General features: G+C 66.0%; 19 protein-coding genes. 10 read left to right on the forward strand and 9 right to left on the reverse strand.

Features of this window, described 5'->3' with window-relative positions; translation table 11 throughout:
- Window positions 1–12 precede the first annotated feature (12 nt).
- Window positions 13–1161 (reverse strand): HlyD family efflux transporter periplasmic adaptor subunit, encoded by a 1149-nt coding sequence (locus FIV02_RS08925; protein WP_152488405.1) that lies wholly within the window; start codon window positions 1159–1161, stop codon window positions 13–15.
- Entirely contained in the window at window positions 1161–2621 is a 1461-nt protein-coding gene (locus FIV02_RS08930) for an efflux transporter outer membrane subunit (RefSeq protein WP_152488406.1), read from the reverse strand. The genes FIV02_RS08925 and FIV02_RS08930 overlap by 1 nt, the downstream gene beginning before the upstream one ends.
- A 196-nt stretch (window positions 2622–2817) precedes the next feature.
- On the opposite strand from FIV02_RS08930, the gene FIV02_RS08935 reads away from it, so the two are divergent.
- Both FIV02_RS08935 and dinB read left to right on the forward strand, forming a co-directional pair.
- Window positions 2818–3414: a TetR/AcrR family transcriptional regulator gene (locus FIV02_RS08935; protein ID WP_172979142.1), complete on the forward strand. Its 597-nt coding sequence runs from the start codon at window positions 2818–2820 to the stop codon at window positions 3412–3414.
- A gap of 80 nt (window positions 3415–3494) precedes the next feature.
- The gene (gene dinB / locus FIV02_RS08940; RefSeq protein ID WP_152488408.1) at window positions 3495–4553 is read left to right on the forward strand and encodes a DNA polymerase IV; all 1059 of its coding nucleotides are present in this window, start codon (window positions 3495–3497) and stop codon (window positions 4551–4553) included.
- Window positions 4554–4611: 58 nt separating this feature from the next.
- On the opposite strand, the gene FIV02_RS08945 is transcribed toward dinB, so the two are convergent.
- Genes FIV02_RS08945 through FIV02_RS08960 form a run of 4 tightly spaced genes read right to left on the reverse strand, consistent with a single transcriptional unit; the run spans window position 4612 to window position 9227 of the window.
- Window positions 4612–5010 carry an META domain-containing protein gene (locus FIV02_RS08945; protein ID WP_047590001.1) on the reverse strand — a complete coding sequence of 133 codons (399 nt, stop codon included), beginning with the start codon at window positions 5008–5010 and terminating at the stop codon, window positions 4612–4614.
- A gap of 2 nt (window positions 5011–5012) precedes the next feature.
- On the reverse strand, window positions 5013–5444 hold the full coding sequence (locus FIV02_RS08950; RefSeq protein ID WP_047590002.1) for a hypothetical protein: 432 nt from the start codon (window positions 5442–5444) through the stop codon (window positions 5013–5015).
- A gap of 27 nt (window positions 5445–5471) precedes the next feature.
- Complete coding sequence (locus FIV02_RS08955; RefSeq protein ID WP_152488409.1) at window positions 5472–6467, reverse strand: 2-hydroxyacid dehydrogenase; 996 nt, start codon at window positions 6465–6467, stop codon at window positions 5472–5474.
- A 9-nt stretch (window positions 6468–6476) separates the two neighbouring features.
- Window positions 6477–9227 (reverse strand): response regulator, encoded by a 2751-nt coding sequence (locus tag FIV02_RS08960; protein WP_152488410.1) that lies wholly within the window; start codon window positions 9225–9227, stop codon window positions 6477–6479.
- Between the two features lie 115 nt (window positions 9228–9342).
- On the opposite strand from FIV02_RS08960, the gene FIV02_RS08965 reads away from it, so the two are divergent.
- On the forward strand, window positions 9343–10053 hold the full coding sequence (locus tag FIV02_RS08965; protein WP_152488411.1) for a response regulator transcription factor: 711 nt from the start codon (window positions 9343–9345) through the stop codon (window positions 10051–10053).
- Entirely contained in the window at window positions 10050–11450 is a 1401-nt protein-coding gene (locus FIV02_RS08970; RefSeq protein ID WP_152488412.1) for a sensor histidine kinase, read from the forward strand. The genes FIV02_RS08965 and FIV02_RS08970 overlap by 4 nt, the downstream gene beginning before the upstream one ends.
- Before the next feature lie 129 nt (window positions 11451–11579).
- Here the strand turns inward: FIV02_RS08970 and FIV02_RS08975 are convergent, their stop codons facing one another.
- Complete coding sequence (locus FIV02_RS08975; RefSeq protein ID WP_152488413.1) at window positions 11580–13664, reverse strand: TonB-dependent receptor domain-containing protein; 2085 nt, start codon at window positions 13662–13664, stop codon at window positions 11580–11582.
- Window positions 13665–14130: 466 nt separating this feature from the next.
- Between FIV02_RS08975 and FIV02_RS08980 the strand changes: the two genes are divergently transcribed.
- From FIV02_RS08980 to FIV02_RS09005, 6 genes are all read left to right on the forward strand, one after another.
- Window positions 14131–15093, forward strand: a complete 963-nt coding sequence (locus FIV02_RS08980; RefSeq protein WP_152488414.1) for a siderophore ABC transporter substrate-binding protein — start codon at window positions 14131–14133, stop codon at window positions 15091–15093.
- A gap of 122 nt (window positions 15094–15215) precedes the next feature.
- Entirely contained in the window at window positions 15216–16121 is a 906-nt protein-coding gene (cysM, locus tag FIV02_RS08985) for a cysteine synthase CysM (protein WP_037053597.1), read from the forward strand.
- Entirely contained in the window at window positions 16121–17479 is a 1359-nt protein-coding gene (gene rlmD, locus FIV02_RS08990; RefSeq protein WP_152488415.1) for a 23S rRNA (uracil(1939)-C(5))-methyltransferase RlmD, read from the forward strand. Before cysM ends, rlmD begins: the two co-directional genes overlap by 1 nt.
- 133 nt (window positions 17480–17612) lie before the next feature.
- Window positions 17613–19856, forward strand: coding sequence for a GTP diphosphokinase (gene relA, locus FIV02_RS08995; RefSeq protein ID WP_047592847.1), 2244 nt, complete (start codon window positions 17613–17615; stop codon window positions 19854–19856).
- Window positions 19857–19949: 93 nt separating this feature from the next.
- Complete coding sequence (mazG, locus tag FIV02_RS09000) at window positions 19950–20780, forward strand: nucleoside triphosphate pyrophosphohydrolase (protein WP_037053589.1); 831 nt, start codon at window positions 19950–19952, stop codon at window positions 20778–20780.
- 126 nt (window positions 20781–20906) lie between these two features.
- Window positions 20907–21446 carry a DUF2058 domain-containing protein gene (locus tag FIV02_RS09005; RefSeq protein WP_047592844.1) on the forward strand — a complete coding sequence of 180 codons (540 nt, stop codon included), beginning with the start codon at window positions 20907–20909 and terminating at the stop codon, window positions 21444–21446.
- A gap of 32 nt (window positions 21447–21478) precedes the next feature.
- On the opposite strand, the gene FIV02_RS09010 is transcribed toward FIV02_RS09005, so the two are convergent.
- Together FIV02_RS09010 and FIV02_RS09015 are read right to left on the reverse strand one after the other, a co-directional pair.
- Window positions 21479–21751: a Rho-binding antiterminator gene (locus FIV02_RS09010; protein WP_037053586.1), complete on the reverse strand. Its 273-nt coding sequence runs from the start codon at window positions 21749–21751 to the stop codon at window positions 21479–21481.
- 130 nt (window positions 21752–21881) lie between these two features.
- On the reverse strand, window positions 21882–23129 hold the full coding sequence (locus tag FIV02_RS09015) for an OprD family porin (protein WP_152488416.1): 1248 nt from the start codon (window positions 23127–23129) through the stop codon (window positions 21882–21884).
- Window positions 23130–23151: the final 22 nt, after the last annotated feature.

Here is a 23151-nt window from a genome sequence, read left to right on the forward strand (position 1 = left end):
TGCTGCTCATGGCTACTCTCCGCGTGTATCGACAGTGACGTCCATCGACAACCCCACGCGCAGCGGATAGGCCTTCAGGTCATCGGGTTCCAGGGCGATTCGCACGGGCAGGCGTTGCACCACCTTGATCCAGTTGCCGGTCGCATTCTGTGCAGGGATCAGCGCGAAGGCCGCTCCCGTGCCACCGTTGAAGCCGACGACAGTGCCCCGGTAGGTGACCCCGCTGCCGTGGTAGTCCGAGGTCAGCTCGGCGGGCTGTCCAATACGCAGGCGCTCGAACTGGCTTTCCTTGAAGTTGGCATCGACATAGACGCTGGCCACCGGCACCACGATCATCAGCGGTGCGCCTGCAGCAACACGCTCGCCAACCTGCACCTGCTTGTTGGTGACGACGCCGTCGAACGGCGCGCGGATGACGGTCCGTGACAGATCGAGCTCCGCTCTGTCGAGCCGTGCTTTGGCCATGGCGACATTCGGCGAGGTGTCGATGGTCAGCCCGAGCGTGAGGACCTCGGCCGCCCCGAAGTCGCCGTCGGCGGAGCCGCGAACCGCCTGTGCGGAATTGATCGCCGCCTCGGCAAGGTCACGTGCGGCCAGTGCCGACTGGTACGCCGTGCGCGCCGCCGTCAGGTCTTCGGCAGAGACCGCCCCGGTTCCGGCGATGCTCTCTCGCCGGGCGAGTTCGGCGCGTGTACGCTCGACTGCCGCCTTGCTGTCGCGCAGCTGGGCTTTCGCCTGCAGTATCTCCGCATCCCTCGCCGTTACGCGGGCCTGCGCCGCACTGGTGCTGGCCTCCGCCTGCCGGTAGTGTTGGCGGGCCTGCGCCAGTGCCGCCCTGGCTTCAGCGACGGCCACCTGATATTCGGCATCGTCGAGAACCACCAGGATCTCGCCCTTCCTGACCTCCTGGGTGTCCGCCACGGGAACGGCCTGGATGGGACCCGCGACCAGGGCGGTGATCTGCGCGGAGTCGGCACCCACATAGGCATTGTCGGTACGCACTCGTCCTTGCTGGGTGATGACGTACCAGGCGGCAAAGAGCCCGGCGATCAGCAGGATCACGAGCAATAGCAGCGGGAACAGTCTTTTGCGCTTCGCCAGGTTCTGCGCTTCCAGTGCTGCTGGTGCATCCTCAAGGGTGTTCGTCGTTTCTTGAGTCATCATCTTTTCCCTACTGTCTGGGGCTCCTGGTATCCGCCGCCGAGTGCGCGGATCAGAGCGATATCGAGCTGTAACCTGCGGCCCTCGAGCTCGACCACCGAGCGATCGAGGGCGACCATGCTGTCTTCTGCCGTCAGGTGGACGATCTGGTTGTCGAGCCCCGCCCGATAACGCAGTCCCGTGAGCCTGGCGGCTTCTCGCGCCGCCTCCGCAGCGTCGTGGCGGCTGGCGAGCTGGCGGTCGGTCGCCGCACGCACGGCGACGATGTCGGCGACGCTGCGCAGGGCTGCGACCAGGGTGCCGTCGTAGCTTGCGACCGCCACGTCGTAGTCGGCACGGGCACCTCGGTAGCGCCCCTGCAATCGCCCGCCCTGGAAGATCGGCAGGCTGATCGCGAGCCCCGCATTGCCGTAGCTGGAACCCGAACCGAACAGTGTCGAAATGCCCAGCGACTGGACGCCGACCAGAGCCGACAGGTTGACGTTTGGATAGAACTCGGTGCGCGCGACCTTGATTCGCTTCGCGGCTGCTTCGGCACGCAGACGCGCCGCAGCGATGTCGGGGCGGCGGCCGATCAGCTCGATCCCGGCGTCGGCGGGGAGGGCGAGTCGCGGTGACGCCAGGGTTGGTCGAGTGATGTGCCGGCCACGATCAGGTCCCGCGCCGAGCAGGGCGGCGAGGCGATTGCGCGTCGTCGCGAGTGCTTCGTTTAGGGTTTCCACGTCCGCATGCGCAGAGGCTTCGCGGCTTTCAGCCTGTTTCTCCGAGGCTCGGTTTTCGAGCCCGGTGCGCACGCGGTCCCTGGTCAGGGTCGCGCTGGCGGTGCGCACCTGGACGGCCCTGTTCGCGACGTCCAGCGCATTGTGATAGGCGGCGAGATCCGCATAGGCGGAGGCTATTTCGGTGCTCAGCATTAGCCGAGCCTGTGCCGCATCGATGCGCGTCGCCTCAGCTTCGGACGTTGCGGCGGCAAGTGCGGCGCGGTTGCGTCCCCACAGATCGATATCGAAACTGAAGGTCGCATTCACCTGGCCAACATCGTCGATGCCATTGGGCACGAACTGCGGCTGAGGCGACATGTTCTCGCTCTGCTGCACGCCTCCGGCGCTGGCCTCTGCCCCGACACTGGGCAGCAGTGCGGCCCCGACCTGTTGTGCCAGCGCGTCCGCCGCCCGCACTCGTGCAGCGGCGACGGCAATATCGGGTGATCCCGCCAGTCCCTCCGCAATCAGGGCATTCAACTGAGCGTCGTCGAAGCGTTTCCACCAGCCTTCCACGGGCCACGCGCCAGCGGCGTCGGGCAGGCTTGCGTTCGAGTCGAAGGCCGATGCTTTCGCCGGCGAGGGCTCGGGGCCCAGATCAGGAATGCTCTCGCAACCGGGCAGCATGGTCAGCCCGACCGTCAGGACTATCGATCCGCATGCCGTGGTCAGGGGATGCGAAGGGCTGTGGCGGCTCATGAGTGCCTCCTATAAATGAACTGTACGGTATTAATATAGAGGCTGGCCTGGGCCGTCAATAAGAATGTACAGTTCGGTTCAGAAAAGACGGTGGGTGCCTTGCACCGCAGGTACCTGTCACCAGGCAGCGATGCGTCAAGGGGAAGCATGAGTCCCGATGCTCGCGCAGGCTCAGCAGTTTGAAGGTGAGGTGGTAATGAGGGTGAAAACCAACGAGCGGCGCCAGTCGATAATCGACGCGTCGCGGGAAATCTTCCAGGAGATCGGCTACGAGCGCACCAGTATGGCGATGATCTCGAACAAGGTCGGTGGCTCCAAGGCGACTCTCTACAGCTACTTCAAATCCAAGGAAGAGCTGTTCGCGGCGGTGATGCTCGAGTCGGTGGAGGCACAATGCGATGCACTGCTGGGCATCCTGGATGACGGCAGTGCAGACGTCGCTGAGTCGTTGCAGCGCTTCGGCGAGGCCTACGTCGACATTATCACCTCCCCGGAGTGCCTGGCAGTCACCCGCTGCACCATCGTGGAGAACGGAAATCCCGAGCTGTACAAGGCGCTCTTCGACAATGGTCCGCGCCGTGCGGAAATCGCCATCAGTGCCTACCTGGCTCGCTTCATGGCGCAGCAGGTTCTTCGCGCCGCTGACCCGGACCTGGCGGCCCTGCACCTGAAGGGGTTGCTCGAGGCGGGCATCAAGGACCCGCTGCTGTGTGGCGCGCAACCGGCCGTCGTTGACTTCAGGCAGGCGGTGGCGGCGGCGGTGGATACCTTCCTGCGCGCGTACCGTGCCTGATCCGGGGCTGCTGCGCAGGGATGAAGGGCGGTATTCAGCTGTCGTCTTTCATGGGGGCATGCACGTAAAATCGACGCCCTATGAGCCAGCGAAAAATTATCCACGTCGACTGCGACTGCTTCTATGCGGCAATCGAGATGCGCGACGACCCGAGCCTGGCCAGCCGCCCGCTGGCGGTGGGCGGTTCTGCTGATCGGCGTGGGGTGATCGCCACCTGCAACTACGAGGCGCGGGCGTATGGTGTGCGCTCGGCGATGTCCTCGCGACATGCGCTGAAGCTGTGTCCTGACCTGCTGATCGTCAAACCACGTTTCGAGGCCTATCGCGCGGTTTCCCGTGAGATCCACGCCATCTTTCGCCAGTTCACCGATCTGATCGAGCCGCTGTCGCTGGACGAGGCCTATCTCGATGTCAGCGACTCGCCGCATTTTTCCGGCAGTGCCACGCGCATCGCCCAGGAAATCCGTCGGCGCGTGGCGCAGGAGCTGCACATCACCGTATCGGCGGGCGTGGCGCCGAACAAGTTCCTGGCCAAGATCGCCAGTGACTGGCGCAAGCCCAACGGGCTGTTCGTCATCACGCCGGATCAGGTCGACGACTTCGTCGCCGAATTGCCGGTGAACAAGCTGCACGGGGTCGGCAAGGTCACGGCGGACAAGCTGACGCGTCTGGGCATCCGCACCTGCATGGACCTGCGCGACTGGAACAAGCTGGCGCTGGTGCGTGAGTTTGGCAGTTTCGGCGAGCGCCTGTGGCGTCTGGCGCATGGCATCGACGAGCGCGCCGTGCAGGTGGACAGCCGACGCCAGTCATTGAGCGTCGAGCACACCTTCGATCAGGATCTGCCGGACCTGGAGAGTTGCCTGCAGAGGTTGCCGGCGCTGCTCGAGGAGATGAACGGTCGCCTGCTGCGTCTGGACGCCAGCTATCGGCCGGACAAGCCCTTCGTCAAGGTCAAGTTCCACGACTTCACCCAGACCACCCTGGAGCAGGCGGGCGCCAGTCTCGATCTGGACAGCTACCGGCTGCTGCTGAGCAACGCCTTCGCCCGGGGCGAAAGGCCCGTGCGTCTGCTTGGGGTCGGCGTTCGCTTGCACGACATGCGTGGGCGCCAGGAACAGCTGGATCTGTTCGCCTGACAGGGAGCGGGGCGCTCAGCGACAACGGCGTTGTCGCTGAACGCCGCCTACAGTGGCCTCACTCGGCCCAGAGGCGGATCGGCTTGCCGCTGGCCGGCCACAGTTGCAGCTGGCCGATGGCGTTGAAGTCCCAGCGCTGCACCTGGCCCAATGCGGCGAGGAAGCGCTGTTCCTGCTCCATCAGGGCCGGGGCGCACAGCTTGCGCGTGCTGCCGGGGGCCTCGAAGCGCAGGTGTTCGCCAGCCAGCGTGTAACCGGCGAACCAATGGTTGCAGCCCGCGTTGCCGTGGGCACGACCGTCGGCGGCGAAGGTGATGGTCAGGTGGCTGCGGTCGATCAGCGGGCGTTCACCGATCCATTCGACGCGGTAGCTGTGCTCGGTTTCCAGTTGCGGTGCATCGCTGGCGCAACCGACCAGCGTCGTCGTCAGCAGGGCGAGGGGCAGGGCGCGGTGCATGGTCAGGCCTCCTGGCAGGTGCGGCACAGATGACGACCGGCGTCGTTGCGCCAGCCCAGTTCGGCGATGCGCGCCTCGGCAGCCGGGGCCTGGGCGGCCTTGCCAAGCGCCGCGTCGACGGCGAATTCGAAATCCAGCTGCTTGCCGCAGCCATCGCAGTTGACCTGCCAGTTGTGAATGGCCAGCTCCTTGAACTGCGGGCCTTTGCACACGGCCAGCCATTGGCCGGGCGGATTGATCAGGTGACGGACCTTCTCCACCTGCAGGCGCATGTGCAGGTCACGGCTGCCCTTGAGGGTGACCAGCAGGACGTCGTTGGCCTGGATCGAGCCGCCGTTGCCGGTGACCTGGTAGCGGCCCGGCGCCAGCGCGCGGCATTCGGTGAGGGTGTGTTGCGGGTTGAGCAGGGTGTAGCGGAAATCGTGTTCGGCCATGGGTCCTCCGGATCAGCCGGCATGCTATCACGCGCCGGCCTTGACCTCATTGCTCGGCGTGCCCGCGACCCAGGCGGCGATGTTGTCCAGCGTGGTGCGGGCGATGGCGCCGAGCGCTTCGCGGGTCAGAAAGGCCTGATGCGCGGTGATGATGACGTTGGGGAAGGTCAGCAGCCGGGCCAGGGTGTCGTCCTGCAGCGGGCGGTCGGAGTGGTCCTCGAAGAACAGCTCGGATTCCTCTTCATAGACATCCAGCCCCAGGTAGCCGAGCTGGCCGCTCTTCAGCGCGGCGATCAGCGCGGGTGCGTCGACCAGCGCACCACGGCCGGTATTGATCAGCATCACGCCGGGTTTCATCTGTGCCAGGCGGGCGCTGTCGATCAGGTGGTGGCTGGCCTCGGTCAGCGGGCAGTGCAGGCTGAGGATGTCGCTGCCGGCGATCACCTCATCGAGCGTGGCCTGGCGGGCGCCGAGGGCCTCGAGCCCGGCTAGCGGGTAGGGGTCGTAGATCAGTACCTGGCAGCCGAAGCCGTGCATGATGCGGGCGAAGGCCTGGCCGATCTTGCCGCCCCCGACCACGCCCACGGTCTTGCCGTGGAGGTCGAAACCGGTCAGCCCATGCAGGGAGAAATCACCTTCGCGGGTACGGTTGAAGGCGCGATGGATGCGTCGGTTCAGGGCCAGCACCAGGGCAGCGGCGTGTTCGGCCACCGCGTGCGGCGAATAGGCCGGCACCCGCACCACCGGCAGCCCCAGGCGTTGCGCCGCCTGCAGGTCGACATGGTTGTAGCCGGCCGAACGCAGGGCGATCAGGCGTGTGCCCTGGGCGGCCAGGCGCTCCAGCACCGGGGCGGACAGCTCGTCGTTGATGAAGGCGCAGACCACCTCGCTGCCAGCGGCCAGCGCCGAGCTGTCCAGGGTCAGGCGCGCCTCGTGAAAGTGCAGCTGCCAGTCGGATGGCGCGCCGGCCGCGAGGAAGGATTCCCGGTCGTAGGGTTTGCTGCTGAACAGACAGATACGCATGGCGGTTCCTCAGGCACTCTGCGCCGCGGCTTCGGTCAGGCGGGAGATGGCGGCATCCAGCTCGTCCAGGGCCTGCTGCGCTTCCGGGTCATCCTGTTTCAGCAGCGTCTCGCTACGCTGGCAGGCCGCGCGTAGTTGCGGCACGCCGCAGTAGCGTGTCGCGCCGTGCAGGCGGTGCACGCGCTCGATCAGCGCCGTGCGCTCGCCGGCCTCCCGGGCCTGGCGGATGGCCTGGCGATCACCCGGCAGGCCGGCCAGCAGCATGCTCAGCATGTCTGCGGCCAGGTCGGCCTTGCCAGCGGCCAGGCGCAGCCCTTCTTCGGCGTCGAGCACCTTGCTCTGGGATTGCGCCGGCGCCGGCGGGGCGGCCTTGCTGGCCGGCTGGTTGCGCAGGTTCAGGCCGGTCCATTTCAGCACCACCTGGGCCAACTGGCGTTCGTTGATCGGTTTGGTCAGGTAGTCGTCCATGCCGCTCTGCAGCAGGGCACGTTTTTCGTTGGCCAGGGCATGGGCGGTCAGGGCGATGATCGGGGTGGCGCTGTGCCCCTGTTCGTTCTCCCAGTAGCGGATGGCTTCCGTGGCCTCGCGGCCGTCCATGCCGGGCATCTGCACGTCCATGAATACCAGGTCGAAATTGCCGTGCTTGACCGCATCGATCGCCGCGTAGCCGCTGTCCACCGCCGTGACCTGGGCGCCCATGTCATCGAGCAGGGTGCGCACCAGCAACAGGTTGGCCGGGTTGTCGTCGACGCAGAGGATGTGCGGCCGGCGCGTGTCGTTGATCAGCAGCGGTTCGTTGAGCGGGCGCTGCGGGTTGACCAGTTCGACCAGCGCCTTGTGCAGCTTGCGCGTGCAGGGCGGCTTGGCCTGCAGCTGGGTGTAGGCATCCGGCAGCGTGCTGTGGAAGGTCCCCAGCTCGGTGGTCGGGCAGAGCACCAGGGCCTTGCAGCCAAGGCGGTCGAGTTCCTGGATGCGCTGGCCGAGGGTGTCGGGTGGCATCTGCCCGGCGGTGATGCCCAGGACGGCCAGGGTCAGCGGTCGCGTCTGATGCTGCTGGGTGCAGACGGCATCGAACAGCGCGCCGGCATCGGCGAAGCTCTCCACTTCCAGACCGCAGTCCTCCAGCTGGTGGGCCAGGGCCTGACGTGCCAGTTCATGGCTTTCGAGAATGGCCACGCGATGACCGAGCAGCGCGGTACGGGGCAGGTCCTCGGCATCGTCGCGCGCCTTGGGCAGCGCCAGGCTGATCCAGAACTCCGAGCCTTCACCCGGGGTGCTGTCGACGCCGATTTCGCCGCCCATCTGTTCGATCAGGCGCTTGGAGATCACCAGGCCGAGGCCGGTACCGCCGGTCTGCCGGGTCAGCGAGTTGTCGGCCTGGCTGAAGGCCTGGAACAGCGCGCGCAGCTCCTCGTCCGACAGGCCGATGCCGGTGTCCATCACGCTGATGCGCAATTGCGCGCTGTCGGGGCTTTCGTCCTCGACCATCGCGCGCATGACGATGGTGCCTTCGTGGGTGAACTTGATCGCGTTGCTGACCAGGTTGGTGAGCACCTGCTTGAGGCGCTGCGGGTCGCCGCGCAGGGCCAGCGGGGTGTCGCGATAGATCAGGCTGACCAGCTCCAGCTGCTTCTCGTGGGCGGCGGGCGCGAGGATGGTCAGGGTGTCCTGGAGCAAATCGCGCAGATTGAAGGGAATCGACTCCAGCGCCAGTTTGCCCGCCTCGATCTTGGAGAAGTCGAGGACCTCGTTGATGATGCCGAGCAGGCTGTCGGCGGACTTTTCGATGGTCGTCAGGTAGTCCTGCTGGCGCGGGCTGAGTTCGCTTTTCTGCAGCAGGTTGGTGAAGCCCAGGATGCCGTTGAGCGGCGTGCGGATCTCGTGGCTCATGTTGGCGAGGAATTCCGACTTGATGCGGCTGGCTTCCAGCGCCTCCTTGCGGGCGAAGTCCAGTTCGATGTTCTGGATCTCGATGGTCTCCAGGTTCTGCCGGACGTCCTCGGTGGCCTGTTCGATGCTGTGCTGCAGCTCTTCCTGGGCATTCTGCAGGGCTTCGGCCATGCGGTTGATGCCGGCTGCCAGCTCGTCCATCTCGTGGCTGCCCAGTGGCGGCAGGCGGGTTTCCAGGTTGCCGTCCTTGAGCTGGGCGACACCGGCCTTGATCGCACGCAGCGGTTCATTGATGGTGCGGCTCATGCGCAGGGCGAGCAGGGCGGTGACGGCCAGGCCGCCGACGATCAGCAGCAGGCTGGCGAACAGGCTGCGGTAGCCGCTGAGCAGCGTGCCCTGGTGCGACAGCTCCAGTTCCACCCAGCCGAGCAGCTGCGGAGGCTTTTCCGTTTCGCTCACGTCGCTGAGCACCAGGTGCTGGTCGTAGACCGGAAGCAGGAACCGCGTGGCGTCCTGGCCGCTGAGCAGGCTGATCTCGGTCTGGCTGTCGGGGGCGGGGTTGAGCATGCTGGGGCCGGCGTGCGCCAGGGCCGTGCGCTCCGGTGCGAGGAAGCTGACCACGCGCACGTCGGGGTGGTCCAGCGCCTGCTGGGCGATGCGCTCGAGCAGGGCCTTGTTCTGTTGCTGCAGGGCCGGTGCGGCCAAGGGCGCCAGGTGTTCGACCAGCATCTCCCCACGCTGCAGCAGTTGCGCCTGCAGGTTGGACAGCTGCACCCAGGTGAAATAGCCGCCCAGGACCAGAGCCAGCAGGCTGGTGGGAAGCAGGGTGAGCAGCAGTACACGCCCTTTGATGCCGAGATCCTTGAACACGATGTCTCTCCGTAATGACATCCGGGCAGTGTAGCGATTCGGCGCGACGGAATCTTCAGGTGAGCGGTTGTCGTTTAGGAGGTAGAATTATTCTCATTTTATTCCGTGGTCCCCGATGATGGCTCATTCTCCCGTGTCTGCCCGCATTCTCGCCGTCGAAGATGACCCTCTGCTGGCCAGCCACCTGCAGGCCGACCTGATGCGCCGCGGCTATGAGGTGACCCTGAGCCACGATGGCAGCGAGGGGCTGAGCCTGGCCGAGCGCGAGGACTTCGACCTGGTGCTGATGGACATCATGCTGCCGGGCACCAACGGCCTGGAGGCCCTGCAGCGTTTGCGCCAGCGTCGCCGGGTGCCGGTGTTGCTGATGTCGGCGCTGGGTGACGAGCAGAACCGCATCGCCGGCTTCAGCCAGGGGGCGGACGACTATCTGCCCAAGCCGTTCAGCCTGGGTGAGCTGAGCGTGCGGATCGAAGCGATCCTGCGCCGCGTGGCCTACGAACGGTACGAGCAGCAGGCCCCCAGGAGCGACGAGGGGCTGAGCTTCGACGAGGGGCGCAGCGATGTCTCGCATGCCGGGCAGTGGGCCGGGTTGACACCCAGCGAGTACCGGGTGCTGGAACTGCTTTGGCGCAACCGCGAGGAAGTCCTGAGCAAGCCCTTCCTCTATCAGCAGGCGTTGCGTCGCGCCTATGCCCAGCATGATCGCAGCCTGGACATGCATGTCAGCCACGTGCGCCGCAAGCTGCAGGCCATCGGCTATGCCGATGCGCGGGTGGACACCGCTTGGGGCAAGGGCTACGTGATGGTGCAGGTCAGCCCATGAGCCTGCCGGGGCGGCACTCGCTGCTGTGGAAACTGAGCGGTGCACTGGCGCTGTTCTGCCTGTTGCTGGTCGGCCTGCATGTCGATATCGGTCGCCTCCTGCTGCAGAACACTTCCTACCTGTCTGACTCGACCAAGGCGGTGCTCGGCGATTATGCGCATGCCGCCGAGCGTGCCTGGCGTGAAGACGGGGCCGAGGGCGTCGATGGTTTTCTGCGGGCATTGCGTGAACGCGAGCAGGTCTGGGCGGTGGTGGTCGACGCCGAGCTGCGTTCGCTGTCCTCGCAGCCGCTGGACGGGGAGGCGCGGCAGCGCCTGGATTTCGTGCGTGCGCTCGATTTCTCCGTCGGACGTCCCGGGGGCACACCGGCGTTTTCCATTCCGTTCAGCGACGACCAGGCGCGCCTGATCATGGAGCTGCCGCAGCGCCTGAACCCGCGTCGCTACAACGATATCTGGGAAGTCCTGCTGCAGCGGGTGCTGCCGGCCGTGCTCGCGGTATTGCTCGGCCTGCTGTTGTACCGCGTGCTGATCGCGCCGCTGGCGATCCTGCGCCGCCAGGCGGTGGCACTGAGTGCCGGCGACCTGGATGCCCGGGTCGGTCCGGGGGTGGGCGGGCGCCAGGATGAGCTGGGAGAGCTGGCGCGGACCTTCGATCATATGGCCGGGCGCCTGCAGAATACGCTGACCTTTCAGCGTCAGCTGCTGCGTGACCTGTCGCATGAGCTGCGCACGCCGCTGAGCCGTCTACGTGTCGCCGGCGAGCACGAGCAGGATATCGTCGCCCTGCGCCAACGCCTGGAGCGTGAGGTCGACGGCATGGAGAAGCTGATCGGCGACACCCTCGAGCTGGTCTGGCTGGATACCGAACGGCCCAGCCTGCCGCTGGAGCCGATCGATATCGGCCGGCTCTGGGAAGTGCTGCGCGAGAATGCCGGCTTCGAGTCGGGCTGGGACATCCAGCGACTACCCTGCGAGCTGCCAGCCGACTGCGTCGTGCGCGGGCACCTCAACGGCCTGGCGCAGGCGCTGGAGAACGTGTTGCGCAACGCGATTCGCCACTCCCCCGAGGGCGGGGTGGTGCGCCTGAGCGGTCGGCGCGAAGGGGATCATTGGTGGCTGTGCGTCGAGGACCAGGGGCCAGGTGTACCGCAACAGGCGCTGGAAGCGATCTTTCGTCCCTTCACCCGCCTCAACGCGGCGCGCCCAGGTGGCGATGGCTACGGCCTCGGCCTGGCCATCGCGCGCAGCATGGTGCAACTGCAGGGCGGCCAGTTGTGGGCAGAGAGCCCGGAAGCGGGGTTGCGCATCCATCTGCGCCTGCCGGCGGACCCAGGCGAGTCCGCACCTCAACAGCAGGCGCCAGTGGCGGCCCGGGCGAATTCGGCGCTCGGTTGACTCACCTGACTGGGCTGCGCCAGCCGGTTATCGACCTGGATACGGCGGCCGCCACTCGAACCCGGCGACGGCTTGACGATGCGTCTGTGCATGGACGTCCGCCCTGCGTGCAGGGCGGGTCCCGTCGCCTCAGAAGTTCTGCGTCAGGCCGAACACGTAGCGCCGGCCATCGAGGTTGTAGGCGAAGTCCTCATCGGTGGTGACCTCTTTGTTGGTGACGTTGTAGATACCGAACTTGAGGCTCAGGTCGCGGCTGGGTTTGTACACCAGGCCGACGTCGGCGAAGGTGTAGGCGGGGTAGGTCACGCCGTTGCTGCTGGAGCCGCTGGTGCCGGTCTGCCAGCGACCGGAGGTCTCGCCACGGTAGTTGATCTGGGTCCACAGGTTCAGTTTCTCGCTCGCCTGCCAGTCCAGCGAGGCATTGAACATGTGCTTGGCCACGTCGTTGAGCGGCTCTCCCTTGTACTGCCCGGACTTCTGCTCGGTGCTGGTGTAGGTGTAGCTGTGGCGGTAGGTGAGGTTGTCGAGAATCTGGTAGTCGAGGGTGAACTCGACGCCTCTCAGTTCGGCCTCGTCGACGTTCTCGTAGGCGGTATACCCGTACTGGTGGGCGGGATAGGTGGTGCCGTTGTAGGTACAGGCGACGTTCTGGGCGCAGATGCGGCCGGTGCGGTTGATCTTGTCCTCGTAGTCGATCTGGTAGACGGTCAGGGTGCTGCTGAGGCCCAGGTCGAAGTTCTCGTAGCCTATCCCCAGTTCGCGGTTGACGCTGGTTTCCGGGATCAGATCGGGGTTGCCGATGATCACCCCGCCCCTCGAGGTGGCGCCGTAGTCGGTGGCGCTCTGGCGCAGGGCCGGCGCCTTGTAGCCGGTGGTCACGCCGCCCTTGAGGGTGAAATTGTCATTCAGGCGATAGACCGCGTAGACCTTCGGGCTGAACTCGCTGCCATAGGCCTGGTTGTCATCGAAACGACCGCTCAGGGTCAGGGTCAGGGCATCGGTCAGGCTCCAGTTGTCCTCCAGGAACAGGGAGTTCTGGTAGCGATCCATCTCCACCACCGCGTTGGCGTCCGCCACCACCGGCTCGCGCAGCCCGCTGCTGGCGCCGTCCTCGAGCTTCTCGTACTTGTGCGTCAGGCCCGCGGTGAGGGCGTGCGAGCCGGCGAAGTAGGTCGCCTGGGTATTGGCCGTCAGCACGCTGTACTCGATGCCTTCACCGGTCGTGGCGTTCAGGCGGCTGAGGTTCTCGGAGTGGTCGTAATTGATGTAGCTGTCGCTCAGCAGGTTGCCGTAGCGGCCTTCGTGGGTGATCGCGTACGTGCGCTGGATGGAGTCGGTGAAGGTGGCGTCGTCCGCCTGGGGCAGGCTCTTGCCGGGGTTGGCCCAGCGCCGTTGGCGGCCCTCGTTGTAGTTGAAGGTAACAAGGTTCTGTTCATCGATGTTCCAGCCCAGCTTGCCGCCAGCGTTGCTGCGTCTGTAGCGTGGGTCGGTGGCGCCGCTGTCGTCCTCCCCGATGAGGTGGCTCTCATCCTGGTGCAGGAACGAGCCATTGAGCTGCAGGGACAGCGCATCGCGGATCAGCGGCGCATTCAGGTAGGCGCTGGTCTGGTAGCCATCCTCGTTGACGTCGTTCTTGCTGTCGGCCATCGAGTATTCGGCGGTGATGCTGCCACCGAACTCGTTGTGGATCCGCTTGGTGATGATGTTGACCACGCCGCCCATGGCGTCGGAGCCATAGAGCGAGGATGCCGGGCCGCGGATGACCTCGATACGCTCGATGGCCTCGATCGGCGGCAGGAAGTTGATCGGCGTGCCCGCCTGGCTGCCATTCAGGCCGAAGGCGTCGTTGCCCTGCACCGGACGGCCATCGATCAGGAACAGGGTATAGCCGGCCGTCATGCCGCGGATCATGATCGAGCGCTCGACGCCGCCCCCGGCGATCTGCACGCCGGCGACATTCTTCAGCGCATCGGTGACATCGGTATAGGAGCGCTTCTTCAGTTCTTCGGCCGAGATCACGCTGATGCTGGCCGGCGCATCCTTGATGCTCTGCTCGAAGCCCGAGGCGGTCACGACCACGTCATTGAGCTTCACCTGATCGGATGCCTGCGCGGCGGCGGTCGTGCAGGCGACCGAGGTCAGTGCGACGGCCAGCAGGGTTTTCTGGAACTGTGGGTTGCAACGAGCAGTGAACGGGTGGCGCGTGCGTGACATGCGAATAGCTCCTACGGAAATCAGGATGGCCCGGGTGTCGGCGTGCTTGCAGAACGACGGCGCTGCTCCGGCGGCGCAGGGCAGATCGTCCCGGCGGCTGTTCGGAGGCGTGACGCGATACGGGCGAGTGCTGCTTGGGCGCCCATGTCCGGGCAGGTCTTGCCGCTGGCAATCTGCCGGTAAGCTGCGGACAGGTTGCAAATGATATGAATACTCATCTGCGAGTAAATGTGATTTACAAACTATACATTTGCACTTTGTAAATTCCGCGCACCCCGGCAGCCCTGCACGGCAGAGGGCTCGTGGGCCTGGTTCCGGCGAGGTGTAAATCCGAATGCGGCTCAATATCAATTGCGAAATCGCTGCTGTACCCTCGACGGCGCCTGGGCGGGGCGCATGTAGCCGAGGCGACGCCCGCATGCGGCGTACGCGCCCGCTACCTGTCCATTGCAACGAGGAGAGTGAGATGTCGTCGCTTCGCTCCGCCGTGACCTACCTGGTCGCCGCGTTCGCCCTGCTGGCCCTGGCGTCTGCCCATGGCGCCTATCCACTGACGGTCAATCATGCGCAGGGTGGCCTGACGCTGAACGAGGTTCCCAAACGGGTTGCCGTGTTCGACCTGGCCACCCTGGATACGCTGGATGCACTCGGCGTGTCGGCGGCCGGGGTGCCGCAGATGGCCGGCCCCGAGTACCTGAAAGACGCCTACGCGGGGCGTGAGGCGGTCAATGTCGGCACCCTGTTCGAGCCGGACTACGCCGCGCTGGAAGCCCTCCGCCCGGACCTGATCATCATTGCCGGGCGTTCCAGTGGCGCTTACGCGAAACTCGCGCAGCTGGCGCCGACCCTCGACCTGAGCATCGCGCCGGATGCCTTCGTCGCCGGGGTACGGCAGAGTCTGCGGCTGCTGGGCGACATCTTCGACCGCCAGGCGCGGGCCGCCCGGCTGGATGCCGAGCTGCAGCAGGCGCTGGCGGCGACGCACGATAAGAGCCAGGGGCTCGCTACGCTGACGCTGTTCACCGTCAACGATGCGCTGATGGTGCATGCGCCAGGCGAGCGTTTCGGCATGCTCGCCGAGGTGCTGGGCACGACGTCCGTTGCCCCGCCGGTCGACCCGGCATCCCTGTCGCAGGGCCGCCCGGCGCCCGGTTCGCCGGAGGCCATGCAACTGCGCGAACGGCACAAGGCGCGCCTGGCTGCCGCCCTGCAGGCCGAGCCGGACTGGCTGGTGATCCTGGATCGCGGTGCCGCGACCGGTGGCGAGGGCAAGGCGGCGCAGACGCTCGCCGCGCACCCGGCTGTCGCCGCCAGCACGGCCTGGACCGAGGGCCGGGTGTTCTATCTCGATCCGGCCACCTGGTACATCGCCACGGGGGGTTATCAGGGACTGATGAAGACCCTGGAGGATTTCGCGGCGGTGCCGTGAAGCCAGCGCCTGCCGCTGCGGGCATCGGCTTCATCACGCCCTGACATGGATCATGGCGTGATGAAGCCACGGGTTCGGCGTATCATGACGCCCCTTTGCGTCAGTCTGGATTCGCACACCCCATGAGCCTGCAATTCCCCACCATCGCCGACTGCATCGGCAATACGCCTCTGGTGCGCCTGCAACGCCTGGCTGGCGAGACCAGCAACACCCTGCTGGTCAAGCTGGAAGGCAACAACCCGGCCGGGTCGGTCAAGGATCGCCCGGCGCTGTCGATGATCAACCGTGCCGAGCTGCGTGGCGACATCCAGCCAGGCGACACCCTGATCGAAGCCACCAGCGGCAACACCGGCATCGCCCTGGCGATGGCGGCGGCGATCAAGGGTTACAAGATGATCCTGATCATGCCCGACAACTCCACTGCCGAGCGCAAGTGGGCGATGACCGCCTACGGCGCCGAGCTGATTCTGGTCAGCAAGGAGGAGGGCATGGAGGGCGCGCGTGACCTGGCGGAGAAACTGCAGGCCGAAGGCCGTGGCAAGGTGCTCGACCAGTTCGCCAACGGCGACAACCCCGAGGCGCACTACAGCGGCACCGGCCCGGAAATCTGGCGCCAGACCGGCGGAACCATCACCCACTTCATCAGCTCGATGGGCACCACCGGCACCATCATGGGGACCTCGCGCTACCTCAAGGAGCAGAACCCGGCGATCCAGATCGTCGGCCTGCAACCGCAGGAAGGCTCGGCCATTCCCGGCATCCGTCGCTGGCCGCAGGAATACCTGCCGAAGATCTACCAGGCCGAGCGTGTCGATCAGGTGATGGACATGGGCCAGGCCGAGGCCGAGCACGTGATGCGGCGTCTGGCGCGTGAAGAAGGCATCTTCTGCGGCGTTTCCTCCGGCGGTTCGGTGGCCGGCATGCTGCGCCTGTCGCAGCAGGTGGAGAACGCCGTGCTGGTGGCGATCATCTGCGACCGCGGCGACCGCTACCTGTCCACTGGCGTTTACGAAGAACCGACGAACTGATGGCCAGACGCAGCTCCAACCTGCGCTTCCAGCCCAGTGGCGGCAGTCGGGCGACGCAGGTACCGGTCGGCAAGAAGCAGAAACTCACCATCGAGCGGCTGGCGGGTGACGGTCGCGGCATCGCCTTCGAGGCCGGGCGTACCTGGTTCGTCAGCGGTGCCCTGGCTGGCGAAGAGGTCGAGGCGCGGGTGCTGAGCGCGCGCAGCCAGACCGTCGAGGCCCGTGCCGAACGCATCATCGCCGCCAGCAGCGAACGACGTGTCGCGCCCTGTGCGCATGCCGAGCGCTGCGGCGGCTGCAACCTGCAGCACCTGCCTCATGCCGAGCAGCTTGCCCTGAAACAGCGCACGCTGGCCGAGCAGCTGTCGCGCCTGGGTGGCGTGCAGCCGGAGGCGTGGGCGGCGCCGCTGGTCGGCCCCGAGCTGGGCTACCGGCGCCGGGCACGCGTTGCCGTGCGCTGGGATGCCAAGGCGCGTCAGCTGCAGGTCGGGTTCCGCGCCGAGGCCAGCCAGGAGATCGTCGCCATCGACGACTGCCCGGTACTGGTACAGCCCTTGCAACCCATTTTCCAGGCATTGCCGGCGCTGCTGCACAGCCTGGAGAAACCCCAGGCAGTCGGTCACGTCGAGCTGTTCAGTGGCACCGCCGAAGCCGTCCTGCTGCGGCATACCGCAGCGCTGACCGATGCCGATCTGGCCCGTCTGCGCCGCTTCTGCCGCGAGCATGCCGCGCAGCTCTGGTTGCAGGGCGACGGGCAGCCACAGGCGGACGACACGGCCGCCGAACTGGGCTTCGAGCTGCCGCGCTGGCAGCTGCGACTGGCCTATCGCCCCGGGGATTTCGTGCAGGTCAACGGTCCGGTCAACGAGGCGATGGTCGCGCAGGCGCTAGACTGGTTGGCAGTGCAGGCGGATGAACGGGTGCTGGATCTGTTCTGCGGGCTGGGCAATTTCGCCCTGCCGCTGGCGCGTCAGGCTGCCGAGGTGGTGGCCGTGGAAGGGGTCGAGGCGATGGTGGCGCGAGCCGCCGCCAACGCCGCGAACAATGGCCTGGGCAATGCGCACTTTTTCCGTGCCGACCTGTCCAAGCCGCTGGCCGACGAGGCCTGGGCGCGCGGCGGTTTCTCCGCGGTGCTGCTCGACCCGCCGCGCGACGGTGCGCTGCAGGTCGTGCGCGGCATGCGCGAGCTGGGCGCCCGGCGCCTGGTCTATGTATCCTGCAACCCGACCACCCTGGCGCGCGATGCCGCCGAACTGGTCCGGCAGGGATACCGCCTGCGACGTGCCGGGATTCTCGACATGTTCGCGCAGACCGCGCATGTCGAGGCGATGGCGTTATTCGAGATAGCCGAGCCTTAGGTTCGGGACAAGGCGGCACGTTCGGTGTCGCAGGGATGTGCAGGATGCACGTTCTTTCAGTTAATCCGACCGGCTCAGAGAAGGCCGGCGACTGCTCGGTGCGGCGTATGCGCACCGTAGGGAAGGTAAGACGATGGTTCAGGTGAGAGCGCATCAGCCAGTCAACGATGACGGCAGCATCAATCTCGAGGCCTGGTTGGATCATGTCACCAGCGTCGACCCGGCGCTGGATCGTCAGGCACTGCACGAGGCCTGCGAGTTCGCCCGCGATCTGGAGCAGCAGGCCAACACCACCCCGCATCACTGGAGCGAAGGCGGCTCGACCTTCCGTGCCGGCCTCGACATCGCGGAAATCCTCGCCGATCTCAAGCTCGATCAGGATTCCCTGGTCGCCGCGATCATCTATCGCGGCGTACGCGAGGGCAAGATTACCCTGGCCGCGGTGCACCAGCGTTTCGGCCCGGTGGTGGCCAAGCTGATCGAAGGCGTGCTGCGCATGGCGGCGATCAGCGCCAGTATCAACCCGCGCGAATCGGTGGTGGTCGGCTCGCAGACGCAGGTGGAGAACCTGCGCAAGATGCTCGTGGCCATGGTCGACGACGTGCGCGTGGCACTGATCAAGCTGGCCGAGCGCACCTGCGCGATTCGCGCGGTCAAGGAGGCCGACGAAGAGAAGCGCCAGCGGGTGGCGCGCGAGGTGTTCGACATCTATGCGCCGCTGGCCCATCGCCTCGGCATCGGCCATATCAAGTGGGAGCTGGAGGACCTGTCCTTCCGTTACCTGGAGCCCGACCAGTACAAGCAGATCGCCAAGCTGCTGCACGAGCGTCGTCTGGATCGCGAGCAGTACATCAACGACGCCATGGATCACCTGCGTCAGGAGCTGGAAGCCACCGGCATCAAGGCCGACATCAGCGGCCGGGCGAAACATATCTATTCGATCTGGCGCAAGATGCAGCGCAAGGGCCTGCAGTTCAGCCAGATCTACGACGTGCGCGCGGTGCGTGTGCTGGTGCCGGAGGTGCGCGACTGCTACACCACGCTGGGTATCGTGCACACCCTGTGGCGGCACATTCCCAAGGAGTTCGACGACTACATCGCCAACCCCAAGGAGAACGGCTACCGCTCGCTGCACACCGCCGTGCTTGGCCCGGAAGGCAAGGTGCTGGAGGTGCAGATCCGCACCCACGCCATGCACGAGGAGGCCGAGCTGGGCGTCTGCGCACACTGGCGCTACAAGGGCACCGACGTCAAATCCGGCTCCAACCACTACGAAGAGAAGATTTCCTGGCTGCGTCAGGTCATCGAGTGGCACGAGGAACTGGGCGACATCGGCGGCCTGGCCGAGCAGCTGCGCGTCGACATCGAGCCGGACCGGGTCTACGTGTTCACGCCCGACGGCCATGCCATCGACCTGCCCAAGGGCGCCACGCCACTGGACTTCGCCTACCGCGTGCACACCGAGATCGGCCACAACTGCCGTGGCGCCAAGATCAACGGGCGCATCGTGCCGCTGACCTACAGCCTGCAGACCGGCGAGCAGGTGGAGATCATCACCAGCAAGCAGGGCTCGCCGAGCCGCGACTGGCTCAACCCCAACCTGGGCTACGTCACCACCAGCCGGGCGCGGGCGAAGATCGTGCACTGGTTCAAGCTGCAGGACCGCGACCAGAACGTCGCGGCCGGCAAGCAACTGCTCGAACGCGAGCTGGCACGTCTGGCGCTGCTCGGCGTGGACTTCGACAAGCTGGCGGAAAAGGCCAACCTGAAGACCGCCGAGGACCTGTTCGCGGCCATGGGCGCAGGCGATGTGCGCCTGGCCCATGCGGTCAACCTGGCCCAGCAGCTGGTCGAGCCGGAGCGCAGCAGCGAGCAGCTCGAGCTGATCCCGCGCAAGGCCCAGGGCTTCAAGCCGGGCAAGCGTGGCGACATCCAGATCCAGGGGGTCGGCAACCTGCTGACGCAGATGGCCGGTTGCTGCCAGCCACTGCCGGGCGATCCCATCGTCGGCTACATCACTCTGGGGCGCGGCGTCACCATTCACCGCCAGGACTGCCCGACGGCGCTGCAACAGGCCGGGCGCGAGCCGGAACGGATGATCCAGGTGAGCTGGGGCCCGGTGCCGGTGCAGACCTACCCGGTGGAGATCGTCATCAAGGCCTACGACCGCTCCGGTCTGCTGCGTGACGTGACCCAGGTGCTGCTCAACGAGAAGCTCAACGTGCTGGCGGTCAACACCCGCTCGAACAAGGAGGACAACACCGCCTCCATGTCGATCACCGTGGAGATCCCCGGCCTGGATGCGCTCGGCCGCCTGCTGGCGCGTATCGGCCAGTTGCCCAACATCATCGAGGCGCGCCGTCACCGCGCCAATTGAGCGGCAGGCCTCGAGCAACAAGCTGCAAGAGAAAGGCGACCCGCCGCTTTCTCTTGTGGCTTGAAGCTTTCAGCTTGCCGCCCAGGAGTTTCCATGTACCAACTCGACGACCTGCTGCACCTCATGGCGCGCCTGCGTGACCCACAGCACGGCTGCCCCTGGGACCTCAAGCAGAGCTACGCGAGCATCGTGCCCTACACCCTGGAAGAGGCCTACGAGGTCGCCGATGCCATCGAGCGCGGTGACTTCGCGCATCTGCCGGGGGAGCTCGGCGACCTGTTGTTCCAGGTGGTCTACTACAGCCAGCTGGCGCAGGAGGAGGGGCGTTTCGACTTCGCCAGGGTGGTCGATGGCATCACCGCCAAGCTGATCCGCCGGCATCCGCACGTGTTTCCCGACGGCGACCTGTATGGCGCGCCGGATGCAGCCAGGCTGCAGGAGGCGGCGGTCAAGCAGCGCTGGGAGGAGCTCAAGGCCGAGGAGCGCGCCGAGAAGGCCGCCGTGCCCGAGCAGCTGTCCCTGCTCGATGACGTGCCGACCGCGTTGCCGGCGCTGAGCCGCGCGGCCAAGCTGCAGAAGCGTGCGGCGCAGGTCGGCTTCGACTGGCCCGAGGCCCTGCCGGTGGTGGACAAGGTGCGCGAGGAGCTGGACGAAGTGCTGGAGGCCATGAGCGAGAACGATGCCGAGGCGGTGGCCGAGGAAATCGGCGATCTGCTGTTCGTCGTCACCAACCTGGCGCGTCACCTCAAGGTCGATCCCGAGGCTGCGCTGCGCGCCGCCAATGGCAAGTTCGAGCGGCGCTTCCGCTTCATCGAGCAGAGCGTGCGCGAAGCCGGACGGCGTCTGGATGGCTGCTCGCTGGAGGAGCTGGACGCGCTCTGGGGCGAAGCGAAGAAGCTGGAGAAGCTGGCGCCCGGTTGCTGATCAGGTATCCCGGCATGCATCCGGCCCGTGCGGCTGGAGCCAGGGCCGGTTAGCCATTATGCTGGGCGCTTCGAAATGGCGGTGCCGCGCGCCGCTGCAACAACATCATGTTCGGGATCTTTAGTCATGGGTCTTTCCCTGCGCGACCAGCTGCTCAAAGCCGGGCTGGTCAATGAAAAACAGGCCAAGCAGGTTGGCAAGCAGCAGCAGAAGCAGAAACGTCTGGCGCACAAGGGGCAGGCTGAGCTGGATGACAGCACCCGCCAGGCGGCCCTGCAGGCGCAGGCGGAGAAGGCGGCGCGCGACCAGGAGCTGAATCGTCAGCAGCAGGAGAAGGCCGAGCAGAAGGCCCGTGTGGCGCAGATCAAACAACTGATCGAGCGCTCGCGCCTGCCCAAGCTCGATGGCGAGGACTACTACAACTTCGTCGACGACAAGAAGGTCAAGCGCCTGCCGGTCAACAACATGGTGCGCAACAAGCTGTCCAACGGCTGGCTGGCCATCGTGCGCCACGGCGGCGGTTATGAAGTCATCCCGCGCGAGGCGGCGCTGAAGATCCAGGAGCGCGATGCCTCGCGCATCGTCCTGCTCAATACCCATGTCGAAGAGCCGGATGCCGACGATCCCTACGCGGCCTACCAGATTCCTGACGATCTGATGTGGTGACGCTTCGGCGCGGGGTGTCGGGCGCGTAGCGCTCAGCAGCGCTTGCCGCCCAGCAGCACGCGGCCGAAGCTGGCGCCTGCGTCCTGCGGTGTGATCGCCAGCAGGCGATCCATGCGCAGGCGCTGTTCGCCGTCGGCCGTGCGCAGGAGCAGGAACTCTTCCTTGCTCGCCGCGGTTTCCGTGGTCAGCGCGCGGCCTTGCAGGCGCGTGCCGTCGACCAGCTCCACGTCCAGCTGATAGCCATGCAGGCAGGCGATCTCCAGGTAGTCGTAGAGGTCGCAGGCCAGCGGTTGGTAGTCGTCCATCGCGTCACTCCTCGTGCTCTGCGCTGAGCCTAGCCGGGAACCGCTCGAGCAGCACGCTCTGCCGTCTTCTTCGCCATGAAAAGCGCCGCGACCTGCAGCAGGTCGCGGCGCTTCGTCGGTGCCGGGGCGGTTACAGCAGGGGAATGGTGTAGCTGACGATCAGGCGGTTCTCGTCGAGGTCGCCGATGCTCGCGTTGGAGCGCACCATCGCGTTACGCCAGCGCACGCCCAGGTTCTTCAGCGGACCTTCCTGGATGATGTAGCTGATGTCCACGTCGCGTTCCCATTCCTTGCCGCTCGCGCCACCCACGCCATCGAAGCCGTCGCCGGTCACATAGCGAACGAACGCACTCAGCCCCGGGACGCCATAGCTGGCGAAGTTGATGTCATAGCGGGCCTGCCAGGATTTCTCGTCCTTGCGGGTGAAGTCGAGGATCTGCAGGTAGTTGACGATGTAAGGATCGGTTTCGGAGAGGAAGGGGAAGGCGTTGTCGCCGCCGACCTTCTGGTAGCCCAGGCGGAAGGTGTGCGCACCGATGCCGGCCCAGAGGTTGACCGAGGTCAGGTCGTTGTCCACGTCGCCGCCGAGCTTGCGGCCGTTGTCCTGGGAATCGAAGTAGGCCAGGTTGGCGCCCAGCTTCCAGTCGCCGATGGGCTGCACGTGGATCAGGTTGTAGAGCTTCTGGTCGTAGATGTCTTCCAGCTCGCCGTACCACAGGCCGACGGTGGTATTGCCGCCGTTGAACTTGTAGTCGCCGCCGGCGAAGTTGTAGCGGTCGCTCTTGCCGCCGACGTTGCTCGCGGTGATGTCCTGGCTGTCGGTGGAGTTGCGGAAGTTCACTTCACGCAGCTGGCCGCCGTTGACGGTCAGTCCGGCGAGTTCCTGCGAGGTGATCATGCCACCGGTGAACACCTGCGGCAGCAGACGCGAGTCGCCGGAGGAGACGATCGGCAGCTTGGGCATCAGGCCGCCGACCTTGCCGATGGTCTTGGAGATGCGCACCTTGACCGCGCCGGTCGCCTCGGAATATTCGTCCGGGCCTTCATCGCCGAAACCGTTGGGCAGCAGGTTGGTGCCGGCACGTTCGTCCGAGGAGTCGAGCTTCAGACCCAGGCCGGCATAAGCGTCCAGACCGAAACCCACGGTGCCTTCGGTAAAGCCTGATTCGGCCTTGAGAATGAAGCCTTGCGCCCATTCTTCGCGCTTGGACTGCTGCGCGGCGGTGGTGTCGCGCAGGTCGCGGTTCATGTAGAAGTTGCGCAGTTCGAGTGTGGCCTTGCTGTCACCGATGAAGTCGGCCTGTGCCAGGCCGGGGAGTGTGAGGCTGGCGCCCAGCGTGGCGAGGGCCACGGCGCGGGCGAGGGGAGTCTTGCTCATTATTGTTGTCTCCTCGTTGTTG

Source organism: Pseudomonas sp. THAF187a (assembly GCF_009363395.1).
GTDB classification, from domain to species: Bacteria; Pseudomonadota; Gammaproteobacteria; order Pseudomonadales; family Pseudomonadaceae; genus Aquipseudomonas; species Aquipseudomonas khazarica.

What these genes read in the sequence shown, in the direction of transcription:
- FIV02_RS08925 (WP_152488405.1), bottom strand. Translation starts at nt 1,161, where the DNA reads ATGACTCAAGAAACGACGAACACCCTTGAGGATGCACCAGCAGCACTG.
- FIV02_RS08930 (WP_152488406.1), bottom strand. Translation starts at nt 2,621, where the DNA reads ATGAGCCGCCACAGCCCTTCGCATCCCCTGACCACGGCATGCGGATCG.
- FIV02_RS08935 (WP_172979142.1), top strand. Translation starts at nt 2,818, where the DNA reads ATGAGGGTGAAAACCAACGAGCGGCGCCAGTCGATAATCGACGCGTCG.
- dinB (WP_152488408.1), top strand. Translation starts at nt 3,495, where the DNA reads ATGAGCCAGCGAAAAATTATCCACGTCGACTGCGACTGCTTCTATGCG.
- FIV02_RS08945 (WP_047590001.1), bottom strand. Translation starts at nt 5,010, where the DNA reads ATGCACCGCGCCCTGCCCCTCGCCCTGCTGACGACGACGCTGGTCGGT.
- FIV02_RS08950 (WP_047590002.1), bottom strand. Translation starts at nt 5,444, where the DNA reads ATGGCCGAACACGATTTCCGCTACACCCTGCTCAACCCGCAACACACC.
- FIV02_RS08955 (WP_152488409.1), bottom strand. Translation starts at nt 6,467, where the DNA reads ATGCGTATCTGTCTGTTCAGCAGCAAACCCTACGACCGGGAATCCTTC.
- FIV02_RS08965 (WP_152488411.1), top strand. Translation starts at nt 9,343, where the DNA reads ATGATGGCTCATTCTCCCGTGTCTGCCCGCATTCTCGCCGTCGAAGAT.
- FIV02_RS08970 (WP_152488412.1), top strand. Translation starts at nt 10,050, where the DNA reads ATGAGCCTGCCGGGGCGGCACTCGCTGCTGTGGAAACTGAGCGGTGCA.
- FIV02_RS08975 (WP_152488413.1), bottom strand. Translation starts at nt 13,664, where the DNA reads ATGTCACGCACGCGCCACCCGTTCACTGCTCGTTGCAACCCACAGTTC.
- FIV02_RS08980 (WP_152488414.1), top strand. Translation starts at nt 14,131, where the DNA reads ATGTCGTCGCTTCGCTCCGCCGTGACCTACCTGGTCGCCGCGTTCGCC.
- cysM (WP_037053597.1), top strand. Translation starts at nt 15,216, where the DNA reads ATGAGCCTGCAATTCCCCACCATCGCCGACTGCATCGGCAATACGCCT.
- rlmD (WP_152488415.1), top strand. Translation starts at nt 16,121, where the DNA reads ATGGCCAGACGCAGCTCCAACCTGCGCTTCCAGCCCAGTGGCGGCAGT.
- relA (WP_047592847.1), top strand. Translation starts at nt 17,613, where the DNA reads ATGGTTCAGGTGAGAGCGCATCAGCCAGTCAACGATGACGGCAGCATC.
- mazG (WP_037053589.1), top strand. Translation starts at nt 19,950, where the DNA reads ATGTACCAACTCGACGACCTGCTGCACCTCATGGCGCGCCTGCGTGAC.
- FIV02_RS09005 (WP_047592844.1), top strand. Translation starts at nt 20,907, where the DNA reads ATGGGTCTTTCCCTGCGCGACCAGCTGCTCAAAGCCGGGCTGGTCAAT.
- FIV02_RS09010 (WP_037053586.1), bottom strand. Translation starts at nt 21,751, where the DNA reads ATGGACGACTACCAACCGCTGGCCTGCGACCTCTACGACTACCTGGAG.
- FIV02_RS09015 (WP_152488416.1), bottom strand. Translation starts at nt 23,129, where the DNA reads ATGAGCAAGACTCCCCTCGCCCGCGCCGTGGCCCTCGCCACGCTGGGC.